Annotated in this window: 25 protein-coding genes; 23 read left to right on the forward strand and 2 right to left on the reverse strand. The window is 64.7% G+C overall.

Translation table 11 applies throughout. From position 1 onward, the window contains the following. The 5 genes from C8D95_RS16585 to C8D95_RS16605 form a co-directional block, all read left to right on the forward strand. Positions 1 to 95 (forward strand): EF-Tu C-terminal domain-related protein (locus C8D95_RS16585; RefSeq protein ID WP_131822070.1); only part of this gene is annotated, 95 nt, incomplete at its 5' end. Positions 96 to 213: 118 nt separating this feature from the next. Then, on the forward strand, positions 214 to 522 hold the full coding sequence (gene rpsJ, locus C8D95_RS16590; protein WP_109760496.1) for a 30S ribosomal protein S10: 309 nt from the start codon (positions 214 to 216) through the stop codon (positions 520 to 522). Positions 523 to 535: 13 nt separating this feature from the next. Continuing rightward, positions 536 to 1,420 carry a 50S ribosomal protein L3 gene (gene rplC, locus C8D95_RS16595; RefSeq protein ID WP_109760323.1) on the forward strand — a complete coding sequence of 295 codons (885 nt, stop codon included), beginning with the start codon at positions 536 to 538 and terminating at the stop codon, positions 1,418 to 1,420. Continuing rightward, entirely contained in the window at positions 1,417 to 2,034 is a 618-nt protein-coding gene (gene rplD / locus C8D95_RS16600; protein WP_109760324.1) for a 50S ribosomal protein L4, read from the forward strand. Before rplC ends, rplD begins: the two co-directional genes overlap by 4 nt. Then, a complete protein-coding gene (locus C8D95_RS16605; protein ID WP_109760325.1) occupies positions 2,031 to 2,327 on the forward strand; it encodes a 50S ribosomal protein L23 in 297 nt (98 codons plus the stop codon). Before rplD ends, C8D95_RS16605 begins: the two co-directional genes overlap by 4 nt. Positions 2,328 to 2,408: 81 nt before the next feature. Here the strand turns inward: C8D95_RS16605 and C8D95_RS16610 are convergent, their stop codons facing one another. Continuing rightward, positions 2,409 to 4,001, reverse strand: a complete 1,593-nt coding sequence (locus C8D95_RS16610) for a serine/threonine protein kinase (protein ID WP_164721771.1) — start codon at positions 3,999 to 4,001, stop codon at positions 2,409 to 2,411. Between the two features lie 311 nt (positions 4,002 to 4,312). Between C8D95_RS16610 and rplB the strand changes: the two genes are divergently transcribed. The 18 genes from rplB to rpmD all read left to right on the forward strand — a co-directional run bounded on the left by rplB (position 4,313) and on the right by rpmD (position 12,842). Next, positions 4,313 to 5,152 (forward strand): 50S ribosomal protein L2, encoded by an 840-nt coding sequence (rplB, locus tag C8D95_RS16615; protein WP_109760327.1) that lies wholly within the window; start codon positions 4,313 to 4,315, stop codon positions 5,150 to 5,152. Between the two features lie 3 nt (positions 5,153 to 5,155). Beyond that, complete coding sequence (gene rpsS / locus C8D95_RS16620; RefSeq protein ID WP_109760328.1) at positions 5,156 to 5,434, forward strand: 30S ribosomal protein S19; 279 nt, start codon at positions 5,156 to 5,158, stop codon at positions 5,432 to 5,434. A 3-nt stretch (positions 5,435 to 5,437) separates the two neighbouring features. Further along, entirely contained in the window at positions 5,438 to 5,818 is a 381-nt protein-coding gene (gene rplV, locus C8D95_RS16625) for a 50S ribosomal protein L22 (protein ID WP_109760329.1), read from the forward strand. Then, on the forward strand, positions 5,818 to 6,540 hold the full coding sequence (gene rpsC, locus C8D95_RS16630; RefSeq protein WP_109760330.1) for a 30S ribosomal protein S3: 723 nt from the start codon (positions 5,818 to 5,820) through the stop codon (positions 6,538 to 6,540). The genes rplV and rpsC overlap by 1 nt, the downstream gene beginning before the upstream one ends. A 13-nt stretch (positions 6,541 to 6,553) precedes the next feature. Next, complete coding sequence (gene rplP / locus C8D95_RS16635) at positions 6,554 to 6,967, forward strand: 50S ribosomal protein L16 (RefSeq protein WP_109760331.1); 414 nt, start codon at positions 6,554 to 6,556, stop codon at positions 6,965 to 6,967. Between the two features lie 231 nt (positions 6,968 to 7,198). Then, entirely contained in the window at positions 7,199 to 7,657 is a 459-nt protein-coding gene (locus tag C8D95_RS16640) for a hypothetical protein (RefSeq protein ID WP_109760332.1), read from the forward strand. Positions 7,658 to 7,779: 122 nt separating this feature from the next. Beyond that, positions 7,780 to 8,388 (forward strand): 2OG-Fe(II) oxygenase family protein, encoded by a 609-nt coding sequence (locus C8D95_RS16645; protein WP_109760333.1) that lies wholly within the window; start codon positions 7,780 to 7,782, stop codon positions 8,386 to 8,388. Between the two features lie 144 nt (positions 8,389 to 8,532). Beyond that, on the forward strand, positions 8,533 to 8,742 hold the full coding sequence (gene rpmC, locus C8D95_RS16650; protein WP_109760334.1) for a 50S ribosomal protein L29: 210 nt from the start codon (positions 8,533 to 8,535) through the stop codon (positions 8,740 to 8,742). Positions 8,743 to 8,746: 4 nt separating this feature from the next. After that, complete coding sequence (gene rpsQ / locus C8D95_RS16655; protein WP_109760335.1) at positions 8,747 to 8,977, forward strand: 30S ribosomal protein S17; 231 nt, start codon at positions 8,747 to 8,749, stop codon at positions 8,975 to 8,977. A 78-nt stretch (positions 8,978 to 9,055) separates the two neighbouring features. Next, positions 9,056 to 9,424, forward strand: a complete 369-nt coding sequence (rplN, locus tag C8D95_RS16660) for a 50S ribosomal protein L14 (protein ID WP_109760336.1) — start codon at positions 9,056 to 9,058, stop codon at positions 9,422 to 9,424. 1 nt (position 9,425) lies between these two features. Then, positions 9,426 to 9,731 (forward strand): 50S ribosomal protein L24, encoded by a 306-nt coding sequence (rplX, locus tag C8D95_RS16665; protein ID WP_109760337.1) that lies wholly within the window; start codon positions 9,426 to 9,428, stop codon positions 9,729 to 9,731. Beyond that, positions 9,731 to 10,294 carry a 50S ribosomal protein L5 gene (gene rplE, locus C8D95_RS16670; protein ID WP_109760338.1) on the forward strand — a complete coding sequence of 188 codons (564 nt, stop codon included), beginning with the start codon at positions 9,731 to 9,733 and terminating at the stop codon, positions 10,292 to 10,294. Before rplX ends, rplE begins: the two co-directional genes overlap by 1 nt. A gap of 18 nt (positions 10,295 to 10,312) precedes the next feature. After that, complete coding sequence (rpsN, locus tag C8D95_RS16675; RefSeq protein WP_109760339.1) at positions 10,313 to 10,618, forward strand: 30S ribosomal protein S14; 306 nt, start codon at positions 10,313 to 10,315, stop codon at positions 10,616 to 10,618. 12 nt (positions 10,619 to 10,630) lie between these two features. Next, positions 10,631 to 11,023 (forward strand): 30S ribosomal protein S8, encoded by a 393-nt coding sequence (gene rpsH, locus C8D95_RS16680; protein WP_109760340.1) that lies wholly within the window; start codon positions 10,631 to 10,633, stop codon positions 11,021 to 11,023. Between the two features lie 10 nt (positions 11,024 to 11,033). Then, the gene (gene rplF / locus C8D95_RS16685; protein ID WP_109760341.1) at positions 11,034 to 11,567 is read left to right on the forward strand and encodes a 50S ribosomal protein L6; all 534 of its coding nucleotides are present in this window, start codon (positions 11,034 to 11,036) and stop codon (positions 11,565 to 11,567) included. A gap of 11 nt (positions 11,568 to 11,578) precedes the next feature. After that, positions 11,579 to 11,938, forward strand: a complete 360-nt coding sequence (gene rplR, locus C8D95_RS16690) for a 50S ribosomal protein L18 (protein ID WP_109760342.1) — start codon at positions 11,579 to 11,581, stop codon at positions 11,936 to 11,938. A 133-nt stretch (positions 11,939 to 12,071) separates the two neighbouring features. Next, the gene (rpsE, locus tag C8D95_RS16695) at positions 12,072 to 12,650 is read left to right on the forward strand and encodes a 30S ribosomal protein S5 (protein WP_109760343.1); all 579 of its coding nucleotides are present in this window, start codon (positions 12,072 to 12,074) and stop codon (positions 12,648 to 12,650) included. Between the two features lie 3 nt (positions 12,651 to 12,653). Next, the gene (gene rpmD, locus C8D95_RS16700) at positions 12,654 to 12,842 is read left to right on the forward strand and encodes a 50S ribosomal protein L30 (protein ID WP_109760344.1); all 189 of its coding nucleotides are present in this window, start codon (positions 12,654 to 12,656) and stop codon (positions 12,840 to 12,842) included. A 73-nt stretch (positions 12,843 to 12,915) separates the two neighbouring features. On the opposite strand, the gene C8D95_RS16705 is transcribed toward rpmD, so the two are convergent. Then, positions 12,916 to 13,806 (reverse strand): hypothetical protein, encoded by an 891-nt coding sequence (locus C8D95_RS16705; RefSeq protein WP_109760345.1) that lies wholly within the window; start codon positions 13,804 to 13,806, stop codon positions 12,916 to 12,918. Between the last annotated feature and the right edge of the window lie 158 nt (positions 13,807 to 13,964).

The following is a 13,964-nucleotide window of genomic DNA, read 5'->3' on the forward strand; positions in this document are numbered from 1 at the left end:
TCGCGCCGATCGCGATGGAAGACGGCCTGCGCTTCGCCATCCGCGAAGGCGGCCGCACCGTCGGTTCGGGCGTCGTCTCGAAGATCCTCGCGTAAGGCTATCGCATGGGTGTCCCGGACCATGTCCGGGCTCCCTCGCTGACACATGGTTCGACGTGGCGCCCCCGGAGAGGCCGGGGGCTCCACCTCTCAACAGAAGGAAAAGACAATGGCTATCGCCAGTCAGACCATCCGCATCAGGCTGAAGGCCTTCGACTACCGCGTCCTGGATGCCTCGACGCAGGAAATCGTCAATACCGCAAAGCGGACCGGCGCCCAGGTGCGCGGGCCCATCCCGATGCCGAACAAGATCGAGAAGTTCACCGTTCTCCGCGGTCCGCACATCGACAAGAAGTCGCGCGACCAGTACGAGATCCGGACGCACAAGCGTCTTCTCGACATCATTGACCCGACGCCGCAGACCGTGGACGCGCTGATGAAGCTCGACCTCGCCGCCGGCGTCGACGTCCAGATTTCCGTCTGAGGAGGGCACGACCATGCTGCGCTCCGGCGTTATCGCAAAGAAGGTGGGCATGACCCGCCTGTTCATGGAAGACGGCCGCCAGATCCCGGTGACCGTGCTTCAACTCGACGGTCTCCAGGTCGTCGCCAACCGCACGCCCGAGAAGGACGGCTATTCGGCTGTTCAGCTTGGCGCCGGCACGGCGAAGGCCAAGCGGACCTCCCAGGCCATGCGCGGCGTCTTTTCCGCCGCCAAGGTCGAGCCCAAGCGCAAGATCGCGGAATTCCGGGTCGATCCGGACAACCTGATCGACGTGGGCGAGGAGATCACCGCGAACCACTACTTCGAGGGCCAGTTCGTCGACGTGTCCGGCACGTCGATCGGCAAGGGCTTCGCGGGCGCCATGAAGCGGCACAACTTCGGCGGCCTTCGGGCGTCGCACGGCGTGTCGATCAGCCACCGCTCGCACGGCTCGACCGGCCAGTGCCAGGACCCCGGACGGGTGTTCAAGGGCAAGAAGATGGCCGGTCACATGGGCGCCGCCCGCGTGACCACGCAGAACCTGCAAGTCGTCCGGACCGACGCCGACCGTGGCCTGATCATGGTCAAGGGCGCCGTTCCGGGCTCGAAGGGCGGCTGGGTGACCATCAAGGACGCGGTCAAGAAGCCCGTTCCCGACAACGTGATCCTGCCGGCAGCACTGAAGTCCGCCGCTGAGGAAGCTGCGAAGGCCGCCGAGGCCGCCGCAGCAGCGGCTGCCGCCGAAGCCGAAGCCGAGGCCAAGCGCCTGGCCGAGGAGCAGGCGGCGCAGGAAGCCGCCGCGCTGGCCGATGCCGAAGCCTCGATCGCTTCGGAAAACGACACCGATGACCAGGCTCAGCCCGAGGGCGATGCCGAGAAGAAGGACGGTGAGGAATGAAACTCGACGTGATCAAACTGGACGGCGGGAAGGCCGGCTCGGTCGATCTGGGCGATGAGATCTTCGGTCTCGAACCCCGCGCCGACATCCTTCACCGCGTCGTCCGCTGGCAGCGTGCAAAAGCCCAGCAGGGCACGCACAGCGTGAAGGGCCGGTCCGAGGTCAGCTATTCGACCAAGAAGATCTATCGCCAGAAGGGTACCGGCGGCGCACGCCACGGCTCGCGCAAGGCGCCGATCTTCCGAAAGGGCGGCGTCTACAAGGGCCCGACCCCGCGCAGCCATGCTCATGAGCTGACGAAGAAGTTCCGGGTTCTGGGTCTGAAGCACGCGCTGTCGTCGAAGGCCGCGACCGGCAACCTCGTCATCCTCGACGCGGCGACGGCCGAGGGCAAGACGGGTGCGCTGGCCAAGCAGGTCCGCGACCTCGGCTGGAAGCGCACGCTGATCATCGATGGGGCCGCAGTGGACGAGGGCTTTGCCCGCGCCGCCGCCAACCTGAACGGCATCGACGTCCTGCCCATCATGGGCGCGAACGTCTACGACATCCTCCGCAGTGACACGCTGGTGATCACCAAGGCGGGCGTCGAAGCTCTGGAGGCTCGTCTGAAATGAGCGTGAAGACCGAACATTACGACGTGATCCGCAAGCCGTTGATCACCGAGAAATCGACGATGGCGTCCGAGTACAACGCCGTCGTCTTCGAGGTGGCCATCGACTCGACCAAGCCACAGATCAAGGAGGCTGTCGAAGGTCTCTTCGGTGTGAAGGTGAAAGCCGTCAACACCTCGATCTCGAAGGGCAAGGTCAAGCGGTTCCGCGGTCGCCTCGGCACCCGGAAGGACGTTAAGAAGGCCTATGTCACGCTCGAAGAGGGCAACACGATCGACGTGACGACCGGTCTCTGAGGTTTGGCGGGGAACCTCCGCCAGAGACAATCCCCGAGGCCCCGCTCCGGCGGGGCCTTGTCGTTTGCGCGAGAGCTCCGGCTACTGTCCGATGACGATCCGGCGAGGCATTATGCGCGGCTCGTCCTCCGGGGCGTCTGATGACAGGGCACTGTCCGCGATGCCCGCGAGCGTCATCCTGAGCTCTTCGGGCGACACCGAGTCGAACAGGAACACGAACCCCGTCAGCACGCAGGCATAGGCCACCACGCGCGTGGGCCAGGGGGCGGTGCGGCGCGCAGGGCGGTGGTCCGCCCTGTCGGTGGCGGTGCGGAGCGGCGGACCGGACACCGGGCAGTCGGGGTCGGCCGCCGGATCGGGCAGCAGCCCGAGATGCGCCTCGCGTTCGCGCAGTTCGCGCTCATTCCGGCGATTGATCCGCTCGATCCAGTTTGTTTCGCTGGTCGTGCGCGCGATCTTGGGCTCAGGACGGCTGCCCGGCGCGTCGGCACTCCCGACATCCGGGCGGAGGGTATGCGCCGTGACCGATGTCTCGCCGGTCGAGTCGCGGTTGAACTCCTCGACCCAGTCCGGCTTCGAGGGCTTCTCCGGCGGACGCGGGATGGCGGCAGCGACCTCGATTTGGGCCGTCCGGCCCTTGCTGACTTCCTTGTTGGTTTCCTCGACAAGGCGCGTGAGCGAGCGTTCGAACGCGAGGCTGACGTCCGTCTTCGACACGCGCGGGACCGACTTCACCAGCACGTCCGACCCTGCAGCGGAGTCCGCGATGAGGCCCCTCCACTGCGCCGCCGATTTGAGCCGGTCGCTCGGATGGACCTGCATGGCGCGGTCGATGGCCTCGAGGAAGGCGGTGTCATAGCCCGCGACGCGTCCGGCCAGCGGCTTGCAGGGATCGGACTTGCGGCCCGCCAGTTCGATAAGCCGCATCTGGCTGTGGGGTGGAGGTTCGCCACTGAGAAGGTGATAGAAGCTTGCCGCCAGCGCATAGAGGTCGCTCGAAGGCGATTGCCGGCTGCCTTCGACATAGAATTCCTGGGGCGAGTAGCCGTCCTTGACGACAAGAAGCGACGACACCGCACGGGTCTGCCGGCTTGCCTCGCCGCGCGCTGCGCCGAAGTCGATCAGCACCGGGGCGCCCGACGCTTCGATGATGATGTTGTCGGGCGAGATGTCACGGTGCAGAAGATCCAGCGTGTGGACCTCTTCGACGGCGTCGAGGAGCTTCAGCAGGATGTCGCGTATGCGCGCGGGCGACAGATCCGGGCCATCCGGGTGGATGAAATCGGCCAGCTCCGCGCCCTCGATCAGGTCGAGCACCATGTAGGCGGTGCCGAACTCCTCGAACGCGCCGTGGACGCCCACGATGTTCGGGTGCCGCAACCGGGCAAGGCTTCGCGCCTCGCGCATGAACATGGACACGATCTGGTGGAAAGGCTGCGCATAGGAGTGACTGCGCACGACGACCGAATTCCGCTCGCGCATGCAGAAGTCGTAGGGGAAGCACTCTTTGAGAACGACCGTTCGCCCGAGAACGTTGTCCTGGGCGGTATATGTTATCCCAAAGCCACCGGCACCGAGATGCCCTTTAATCGTGAACTGACCATCTGATAACACCGCGCCTACTGGCAGCGCATACTCGGCGAAGGCGGCCTCCGTGGCTGCGTTGGCGACCATGCCAGTCAACACCCCGAGGTCCGATTGTCCTTTCCGAGTCTTTTCGTCCGAAAATGTGACTTCATTGAGATGATTGTGGGACGAAGATGCGGAGTGACGCCTGCGCCGGCGGCTCTTGCCACCCATCCCCATCCCTGCTACCCACCCGCATCTCAAGTCGCCCCGGATTCGTCCGGGGTGCGCTTTTTTGGGGAAACCCAATCTCAACCGGGGACCTACGGGGCCCTATACCCCGGCCCGCCCGACTTAGACCGGTGGGCCCATACATAGCGGGGCGCCAAGCCCTGCAAAGCTGACGGAAGACAGAAAGCATGGCACTCAAGTCGTATAAACCGACGACGCCTGGCCAGCGCGGGCTGGTTCTGATCGACCGTTCGGAGCTTTGGAAAGGACGCCCGGTCAAGGCCCTCACCGAGGGACTGACCAAGAAAGGCGGCCGGAACAACACCGGACGGATCACGATGCGCCGCAAAGGCGGCGGGGCGAAGCGGCTGTACCGCATCGTCGACTTCAAGCGTGGCAAGCGCGACATGGACGCCGTCGTGGCGCGGATCGAATACGATCCCAACCGCACCGCCTTCATCGCGCTGATCCAGTACACCGACGGTGAGCAAGCCTATATCCTCGCGCCGCAGCGCCTGGGCGTCGGCGACAAGATCGTCGCGGGCGTCAAGGTCGACGTGAAGCCTGGCAACGCGATGCCCTTCACCGGAATGCCCATCGGCACCATCGTCCACAACATCGAGCTGAAGCCCGGCAAGGGCGGCCAGATCGCGCGCGCCGCGGGCACCTACGCCCAGTTCGTCGGCCGTGACGGCGGCTATGCCCAGATCCGGCTCTCCTCGGGCGAGCTTCGCCTCGTGCGCCAGGAATGCATGGCGACCGTGGGCGCGGTGTCGAACCCCGACAACTCGAACCAGAACCTCGGCAAGGCCGGACGCAACCGCCACTACGGCAAGCGTCCCTCGGTCCGCGGTGTCGCGATGAACCCGATCGACCACCCGCACGGCGGCGGCGAAGGCCGCACCTCGGGCGGCCGGACGCCGGTCACGCCCTGGGGCAAGGACACCAAGGGCCGCAAGACCCGGAACAAGAACAAGGCGTCGCAGAAGCTGATCATCCGCTCGCGCAATGCCAGGAAAGGCCGCTAATCCATGTCACGTTCTGTTTGGAAGGGCCCCTTCGTCGACGCCTACGTGCTGAAGAAAGCCGAGAAGTCGCGGGAATCGGGCCGCAATGAAGTCATCAAGATTTGGTCGCGCCGTTCGACCATCCTGCCGCAATTCGTCGGCCTCACCTTCGGCGTCTACAATGGCCAGAAGCACATCCCGGTGAACGTCTCCGAGGACATGATTGGCCAGAAGTTCGGTGAATACGCGCCGACGCGGACCTACTACGGTCACGCGGCCGACAAGAAAGCGAAGAGGAAGTAAGCCATGAGCAAGGAAAAGAATCCTCGCCGCGTGGCGGACAACGAGGCGATGGCGAAGACGCGCATGCTGCGCACCTCGCCGCAGAAGCTGAACCTGGTGGCGGCGATGATCCGCGGCAAGAAGGTGGAAAAGGCCCTGTCGGACCTGACCTTCTCGAAGCGCCGCATCGCGGGCGACGTGAAGAAGTGCCTTCAGTCCGCCATCGCCAACGCCGAGAACAACCACAACCTGGACGTGGACGAGCTGGTCGTGGCGGAAGCCTACGTCGGCAAGAACCTCGTGATGAAGCGCGGCCGTCCGCGGGCGCGGGGCCGGTTCGGCCGGATCAACAAGCCGTTCTCTGAACTCACCATCAAGGTCCGCCAGGTCGAGGAGCAAGCCTAATGGGTCACAAGGTAAACCCCGTCGGGATGCGGCTTCAGGTCAACCGGACCTGGGACAGCCGCTGGTACGCCGACACGAAGGAATACGGCGATCTTCTTCTTGAGGACATCGCCATGCGCAAGTTCATCAAGGAAGAGTGCAAGCAGGCCGGCATCAGCCGCGTGATCATCGAACGTCCGCACCGCAAGTGCCGCGTCACGATCCACACGGCCCGCCCGGGCGTCATCATCGGCAAGAAGGGCGCGGACATCGAGACGCTCCGCAAGAAGCTTGCCAAGATGACCGACAGCGACCTGCACCTGAACATCGTCGAGGTCCGGAAGCCCGAACTCGATTCCGCGCTGGTGGCCGAATCCATCGCCCAGCAGCTCGAGCGTCGCGTGTCTTTCCGCCGCGCGATGAAGCGGTCGGTGCAGAACGCGATGCGCATGGGTGCCCTCGGCATTCGCGTCAACGTCGCGGGCCGCCTCGGCGGCGCCGAGATCGCGCGGACCGAATGGTACCGCGAGGGTCGCGTGCCGCTGCACACGCTGCGCGCCGACATCGACTATGCCCTTGCCGAGGCGAAGACGCCTTACGGCATCATCGGAATCAAGGTCTGGATCTTCAAGGGCGAGATCATGGACCACGATCCGCAGGCCCGCGACCGGCGCCAGCAGGAGTTGCAGGAGGGCCCCGCCCCCCGTGGCGCCGGCGGCGGACGTCGCGACCGCGACCGCTAGGGAGTGAAAGAAGATGCTGCAACCAAAGCGCACCAAGTTCCGCAAGGCCCACAAGGGCCGCATCCACGGCGAGGCCAAGGGCGGGTCTGACCTGTCCTTCGGCACCTACGGCCTGAAGGCTCTCGAGCCCGAGCGGGTCACAGCCCGCCAGATCGAAGCCGCGCGCCGCGCCATGACGCGTCACATGAAGCGTCAGGGCAAGGTCTGGATCCGGATCTTCCCCGACACCCCGATCTCGGCCAAGCCGATCGAGGTCCGGATGGGCAAGGGCAAGGGCTCGGTCGACCGCTGGGCCTGCAAGGTCAAGCCGGGCCGCGTCATGTTCGAACTCGACGGCGTCAACGACGCCATCGCGCGCGAAGCCCTGCGCCTCGCCGCGATGAAGCTGCCGATCAAGACCAGGACGATCGCTCGGGAAGACTGGTGACGGCGGCTTCGCCGCCGCATGCGGTGTAGCGAGAAATCGAAGATTTCTCGCGGGCCGCACCCGGTTGAGGAAGAATGGCAGGGCGGGGTTCACCCCGCCCTTTCCTTTTGGCGTGAGGGATTCATCCCTCGAGATTCCCGAACGATCGAGAAACATGTATTGTCACATGATGTTCGATCCAGCCGCGGTCCTTGTTGAGGTCCTGGATCCTGTGGATAAGGAGCAGGGCCATTGAACCCAAAGATACTTTTCGCGCTGGCTCTTATCGCCCTGCTACCCGCTGCTGGCACTCTGTCGGCGCTTTCACCAAGCCTCAAGGAGACGAGTGCGACTGGCATCCCCATGGATGCCGAGGAGTACAGGTCCGTCACGAGCGACCGGCAGGTGCAGGACCTTGTTGAAAGGGAAATTCTACGTCGAGCAGCCAGTGCCCGTGATTTCAATGCAGATCAACTCGCTTCGGACTTTGAGGGCCTTGGCGATGATTTCAGCACGATAAGTGTGGAGGGCGGAGGGCCTGATGGCAGAGATGGATTGGTGTTTAAGGTCGACAACTCAGATCGCCTGATCGGGTTAGTTCGCGTTCCTGGCGGGCCGGACGGGACTTTCAGGGCAATAATAGCATACGATGAAGATAAAGTTATGATGATTAATATAGACGGGATGTGGCGTTCGCTGAAATTCGACTAGCAGGATGGATCGCCCAGGCACTTTGCCATAACACCGGATATCAGCACATCGCGGGACAAGGTGGCTACGACGACTTAGGCGAAGGTACTGTCAACGCACCCGAGGTCTGCTAAACCCGGCCCATGACCACCCGCAGCCTCTTCGCCACCCGCCTCTACCATTCCCGCCTGACCGGCATCGACCCGGCCGAGCTGGAAGCCTCCTGCCTCTCCATCGCAGGCGACGACGAGGCCGGCCAGGCGTGGTGCGAGGCCGAGGGCTATCCCGGCTACACCAGCTACGCGAGCCTCAGCGACCTTCCCTGGCGCTTCCCGATCTTCGCCGACGTGGTCAAGGACCTCGACCGCCACGTCGCGGTTTTCGCCGAGGAACTGGCCTTCGACCTCGGCGGCGGCAAGCTGGTGCTCGAGGATATCTGGATCAACATCCTGCCCGAGGGCGGCATCCACACCGCGCACATCCACCCGCACAGCGTCATCTCGGGCACGACCTATGTCGCCATGCCCGAGGGCGCCTCCGCTCTGAAATTGGAGGACCCGCGCCTGCCGATGATGATGGCGGCTCCGCCCCGCCGGAAGGACGCGCCCGAGGACCTGAAGACCTTCGTCTACGTCAGGCCGCAGGTCGGCGACGTCCTCCTCTGGGAAAGCTGGCTGCGCCACGAGGTGCCGATGAACATGTCCGAGGACGAGCGCATCAGCGTCAGCTTCAACTACCGCTGGGACAGCTAGGCGTAACGCCCTTCGCAAAAGCGCGAAACAGGGCTTGCCTTCCAAGACGATGCCCTTTAGACGGCAGCCTTCACCTAAGGACCTCCACCGGAATCGGGGTGACGCGGACAGCGGCCCGCCGGTGATGTTGAAAGGAAGAAGGCGATGAACGCCAAGGAACTGCGGGACAAGACTCCCGACCAGCTTCGCGACGAGTTGGCCAAACTGAAGAAGGAGGCGTTCAACCTCCGCTTCCAGCAGGCCACCAACCAGCTCGAAAGCACCGCGCGGATGCGCCAGGTGCGCCGCAACGTTGCGCGCGTGAAGACCATACTGAACCAGAAGGCGGCCGCAGCCGCCGCGTCGGAGGCCTGAGCCCATGCCCAAGCGTATCCTTCAAGGCGTCGTCACCTCGAACGCCAACGCCCAGACCGTCACCGTGTCGGTCGAGCGTCGCTTCAAGCATCCGCTCCTCCACAAGACGGTCCGGAAATCCAAGAAGTATCGCGCACACGACGCGAATGACCAATTCAAGGTGGGCGACATGGTTCGCATCCAGGAATGTGCCCCCATCTCGAAGACCAAGCGCTGGGAGGTGATCGCCGAATAAGGCGCTCACCCTCCACACATATCGAAACCCCGGGGTCGATGTCCTGACAAGGCGGCTCCGGAAGTCGGGAGAAACCAAATGATCCAGATGCAGACCAATCTGGATGTCGCTGACAACTCCGGCGCCCGCCGGGTTCAGTGCATCAAGGTCCTGGGTGGTTCGCACCGCCGCTATGCGTCGGTCGGAGACATCATCGTCGTCTCCGTCAAGGAAGCCATCCCGCGCGGCCGCGTGAAGAAGGGCGACGTCCGCAAGGCCGTCGTCGTGCGCACCGCCAAGGAAGTCCGCCGCGAGGACGGCACGTCGATCCGTTTCGATCGCAACGCCGCCGTCATCCTCAACAACCAGAACGAGCCCGTCGGCACCCGTATCTTCGGGCCGGTCGTGCGCGAACTGCGGGCGAAGAACTTCATGAAGATCATCTCGCTCGCCCCGGAGGTGCTGTAAGATGGCCGCTAAACTCAAGAAGGGCGACAAGGTCGTCGTGCTGGCCGGCAAGGACAAGGGCAAGGAGGGTGAGATCACCCGCGTCATGCCCAAGGACAACAAGGCCATCGTCGACGGCGTGAACATCGCCATCCGCCACGTCCGCCAGAGCCCGAACAGCCAGGGCGGCCGCCAGCCTAAAGCGATGCCGATCGACCTGTCGAACCTGGCGCTGCTCGACGGCAACGGCAAGGCGACCCGCGTCGGCTTCAAGGTCGAGGACGGCAAGAAGGTCCGCTTCGCCAAGACCACGGGAGATGCGATCTGATGCTCGACACCGCTCAATACACCCCGCGCCTCAAGGCACACTACCGGGACACCGTCCGGCCGGCTCTGAAGGAGGAGTTTGGCTACAAGAACGACATGCAGATCCCGCGCCTCGAGAAGATCGTCCTGAACATCGGCGCCGGAACCGAGGCCGTTCGCGACTCGAAGAAAGCCAAGTCGGCCGCCGACGACCTCACGACCATCACCGGTCAAAGGGCCGTCATCACCAAGGCCAAGAAGTCGATCGCCGGCTTCCGGGTCCGCGAGGGGATGCCCCTCGGCGCCAAGGTGACGCTTCGCGGCGACAGGATGTACGACTTCTTCGACCGCCTGATCACCGTCGCCCTTCCGCGCGTCCGCGACTTCCGCGGCGTGAAGGGTTCGTCGTTCGACGGCCGCGGCAACTATGCCATGGGCCTGAAAGAGCACATCGTGTTCCCCGAGATCGACTTCGACAAGGTCGACGAGGTCTGGGGCATGGACATCATCATCTGCACCGACGCCAAGTCGGATGCGGAAGCCAAGGCGCTGTTGAAGCTTTTCAACATGCCGTTCAACAGCTGAGCCTGGGAGAATAGAGACATGGCAAAGAAATCCATGATCGAACGCGAAAAGAAGCGCCAGCGCCTGGTCGAGCAATACGCCGCCAAGCGCGCGTCTCTGAAAGCGATCGTCAGTGACCAGTCGAAATCCGTCGAAGAGCGCTTCAAGGCCAGCCTCAAGCTGGCCGACCTACCGCGCAACTCGTCGGCGACGCGCCTGCACAACCGCTGCCAGCTCACGGGGCGTCCGCACGCCTACTACCGCAAGCTGAAAATGTCGCGGATCGCGCTGCGGGAACTGGGCCAGCAGGGCCAGATCCCCGGCCTGGTCAAGTCGAGCTGGTAAGGAGGAGATGAAATGAACGATCCTCTCGGCGATATGCTGACCCGCATCCGGAACGCCCAGATGCGCGGCAAATCAACCACCGTCACCCCGGCCTCCAAGCTGCGGAAGTGGGTGCTCGACGTCCTTGCGGACGAGGGCTACATCCGCGGCTACGAAGAGACCACCGACACCAAGGGCCACCCGGCCATCGAGATCTCCCTCAAGTACTACGAGGGTCAGCCCGTCATTCGCGAGCTGAAGCGCGTCTCGAAGCCCGGCCGCCGCGTGTACATGTCCGTCAGCGACATCCCGCAGGTGCGTCAGGGTCTGGGTGTCTCCATCGTCTCCACGCCCCGCGGCGTGATGTCGGATGCGTCGGCTCGCCATGCCAATGTCGGCGGCGAAGTCCTCTGCACCGTGTTCTGAGGAGAGCGCAATGTCTCGTATCGGCAAGAAACCGGTCGCGCTGCCGTCAGGGGTCGAAGCTTCGATCTCGGGCCAGACGGTGACCGTCAAGGGTCCGAAGGGCCAGCGCCAGTTCACGGCGACCGACGACGTCAGCCTCGTCGTCGAGGATGGGGCGGTCAACGTGACCCCTCGCGGCACGTCCAAGCGGGCGCGTCAGCAGTGGGGCATGTCCCGCACCATGGTCGCCAACCTCGTGACCGGCGTCACCACGGGCTTCAAGCGTGAGCTCGAGATCAACGGCGTGGGCTATCGGGCCCAGGCCCAGGGCAGCAAGCTGACCCTGAACCTCGGCTACAGCCACGACGTCAACTTCGAGGTGCCGGAGGGTGTGACCGTCACGACCCCGAAGCTCACCGAGATCGTCGTCGAGGGAACCGACCAGCAGCTCGTCGGCCAGGTCGCGGCCAATATCCGCGAATGGCGTGGTCCCGAGCCCTACAAGGGCAAGGGGATCAAGTACAAGGACGAGTACATCTTCCGCAAGGAAGGCAAGAAGAAGTAAGGACCGGACACATGGCACTTTCCAAGAGAGAGCTGTTCCTGAAGCGCCGCCTGCGCGTCCGGAACAAACTTCGCGCGGTCAACACCGGCAAGCCGCGGCTGTCGGTTCACCGCTCGAACAAGAACATCAGCGTCCAGCTCATCGACGACGTCGAAGGCCGGACCCTGGCGTCGGCCTCGTCGCTCGAGAAGGATCTGGGCGTCGTCGGCAAGAACAACGTGGATGCCGCGGCCAAGGTCGGCCAGGCCATCGCCGAGCGCGCCAAGAAGGCGGGCATCGACGCGGCCTATTTCGACCGGGGCGGCTTCCTGTTCCACGGCAAGGTCAAGGCGCTGGCGGAAGCCGCGCGCGAAGCCGGGCTGAAGATCTGAACGGTGCGGCGGGCTGAAGCCCGTCTTGCCGGCACTGTAGGGCGGGGGTTTGCCGCGCCTTCGATGACCCGGGCCTTCGGGCACCGAGGTTGGACCAACCGGGCGACACGCCCACGACTTTGAAGGAGGCCGGATGGCCAGAGAACAGCAGAACAGGGGCCAGCGCCGCGACCGCGACGAGACCCCGGAATTCGCCGACCGCCTGGTCGCCATCAACCGCGTTTCGAAGACCGTCAAGGGCGGCAAGCGCTTCGGTTTCGCCGCGCTCGTCGTCGTGGGCGACCAGAAGGGCCGCGTCGGCTTCGGCAAGGGCAAGGCCAAGGAGGTCCCCGAGGCCATCCGCAAGGCCACCGAGCAGGCCAAGCGCCAGATGATCCGCGTTCCCCTGCGGGAAGGCCGGACGCTGCACCACGACATCGAGGGCCGCCACGGCGCGGGCCGCGTCGTGATGCGCACCGCAGCCCAGGGTACCGGCATCATCGCCGGCGGCCCGATGCGTGCCGTCTTCGAGATGGTGGGAATGCACGACGTCGTCGCCAAGTCGATTGGTTCGCAGAACCCCTACAACATGATCCGCGCCACGATGAACGGCCTCCAGAAGGAAGCCTCGCCGCGCTCGGTCGCGCAGCGTCGCGGCAAGAAGGTCGCCGACATCCTGCCGAAACGCGAGGATGCCACCGAATCCTCCAGCCTTGTCGCAGAGGAGGCGTAAATCATGGCCAAGACCATCGTCATCAAGCAGATCGGCTCGCCGATCCGCCGCCCCGACGTCCAGCAGCGCACGCTGATCGGGCTCGGGCTGAACAAGATGCACCGCACCCGCGAGCTCGAGGATACGCCCTCGGTGCGCGGCATGGTGAACTCGATCCCGCACCTCGTCGAGATCGTCGAAGAGCGCGGCTGACGCCTCTCGTCTCTCTAACGCCCAAAGGCCCGCGCCATTCCCGGCGCGGGCCTTTTCCGTTGAGGGTAAGGGGTCAGTTGCCGTTGCGGTTCAGCGAGAAGTCTCCGGTCTGCGTCTCGCCGCCGAAGCTGCCACCCAAAACGCCCGCCGCCTGTGAGGCGTCCGCGCCATAGAGCGCGCCGAAGAAGTCCAACGACCCCGCAAAGCTGTCCGACGTCAGCGCGATGGTCCCGTTGATCCGGCTTCCGTCGAGGGTGCCGCTGACAGCGCCGTCCACGCCGCCCATTCCCGCGAAGGCGCCCGTGAGGCCGCCGCCCACGGCGCCGCTGCCGAAGTCGATGGTCACCTTCAAGGCGCCGTTGCCTCCGTTGGTGGACCAGGACCCGTTATAGTGCGCCTCGTCGGCAGGCAGGCTGTCGCCCGGCGTTTCCAGGCCGTAGACCGCGCTTTGGCCGTTCAGCAGAGCGGACGTGTTGGCCGCGCCCTTCCAGCCGACCGTCAGCGTTCCGCCATCGCCCGTCCAGGTGCCGCCGTTCGCGTTCTTCGACGTCCGCGTGCTCCAGGCGGTCTCGGCGCCGCCGTCGAGCGAGACATAGACGGTCTTCCCGTCCTCGCTCAGCCGAAGCCTGAGTTCACCGATCGAGCCGTCGGCGCGGGTGTAGAAGCCCGAGAGGCCATCGCCCATCATCGCCGACTTGTTCGTCAGGGAGCCGTCCGAGTAGATCGGGGCGTAAAGGCTGCCGCCGGACGTTCCGCCGCCCGAGCCTTCTCCACCCGACCCGCCCGGGCCTTCGCTCTCGGACCCGCCGGAGCCGGAGCCCACGGACCCGCCGCCAGACGAGCCGCCAGACCCGCTCGGCGGCGTGCCGACGCTGCTGCCACCGCCAAAGAACTTGGTCGAGATATCTCCGCAGCCGGCAAGAAGAAGGGGAAGGGCGATCAGGATCAGGGGTTTGACTGACATCGGTACACACTCTCATTGAAACTCGGGACGGGCTCATACAACCGTGACGAGCAGTCGAAAGTTTGAATTAACTTTGTCTTAACCATGATTTCTGGTGCGGGCGTCCGATGTGACCCCGACGGCACGGCCGCGGGCAACGGCGTCAAGATGCGCAGGAT

It is taken from the genome of Silicimonas algicola (assembly GCF_003148765.1).
In the GTDB taxonomy this organism is placed as follows: domain Bacteria; phylum Pseudomonadota; class Alphaproteobacteria; order Rhodobacterales; family Rhodobacteraceae; genus Silicimonas; species Silicimonas algicola.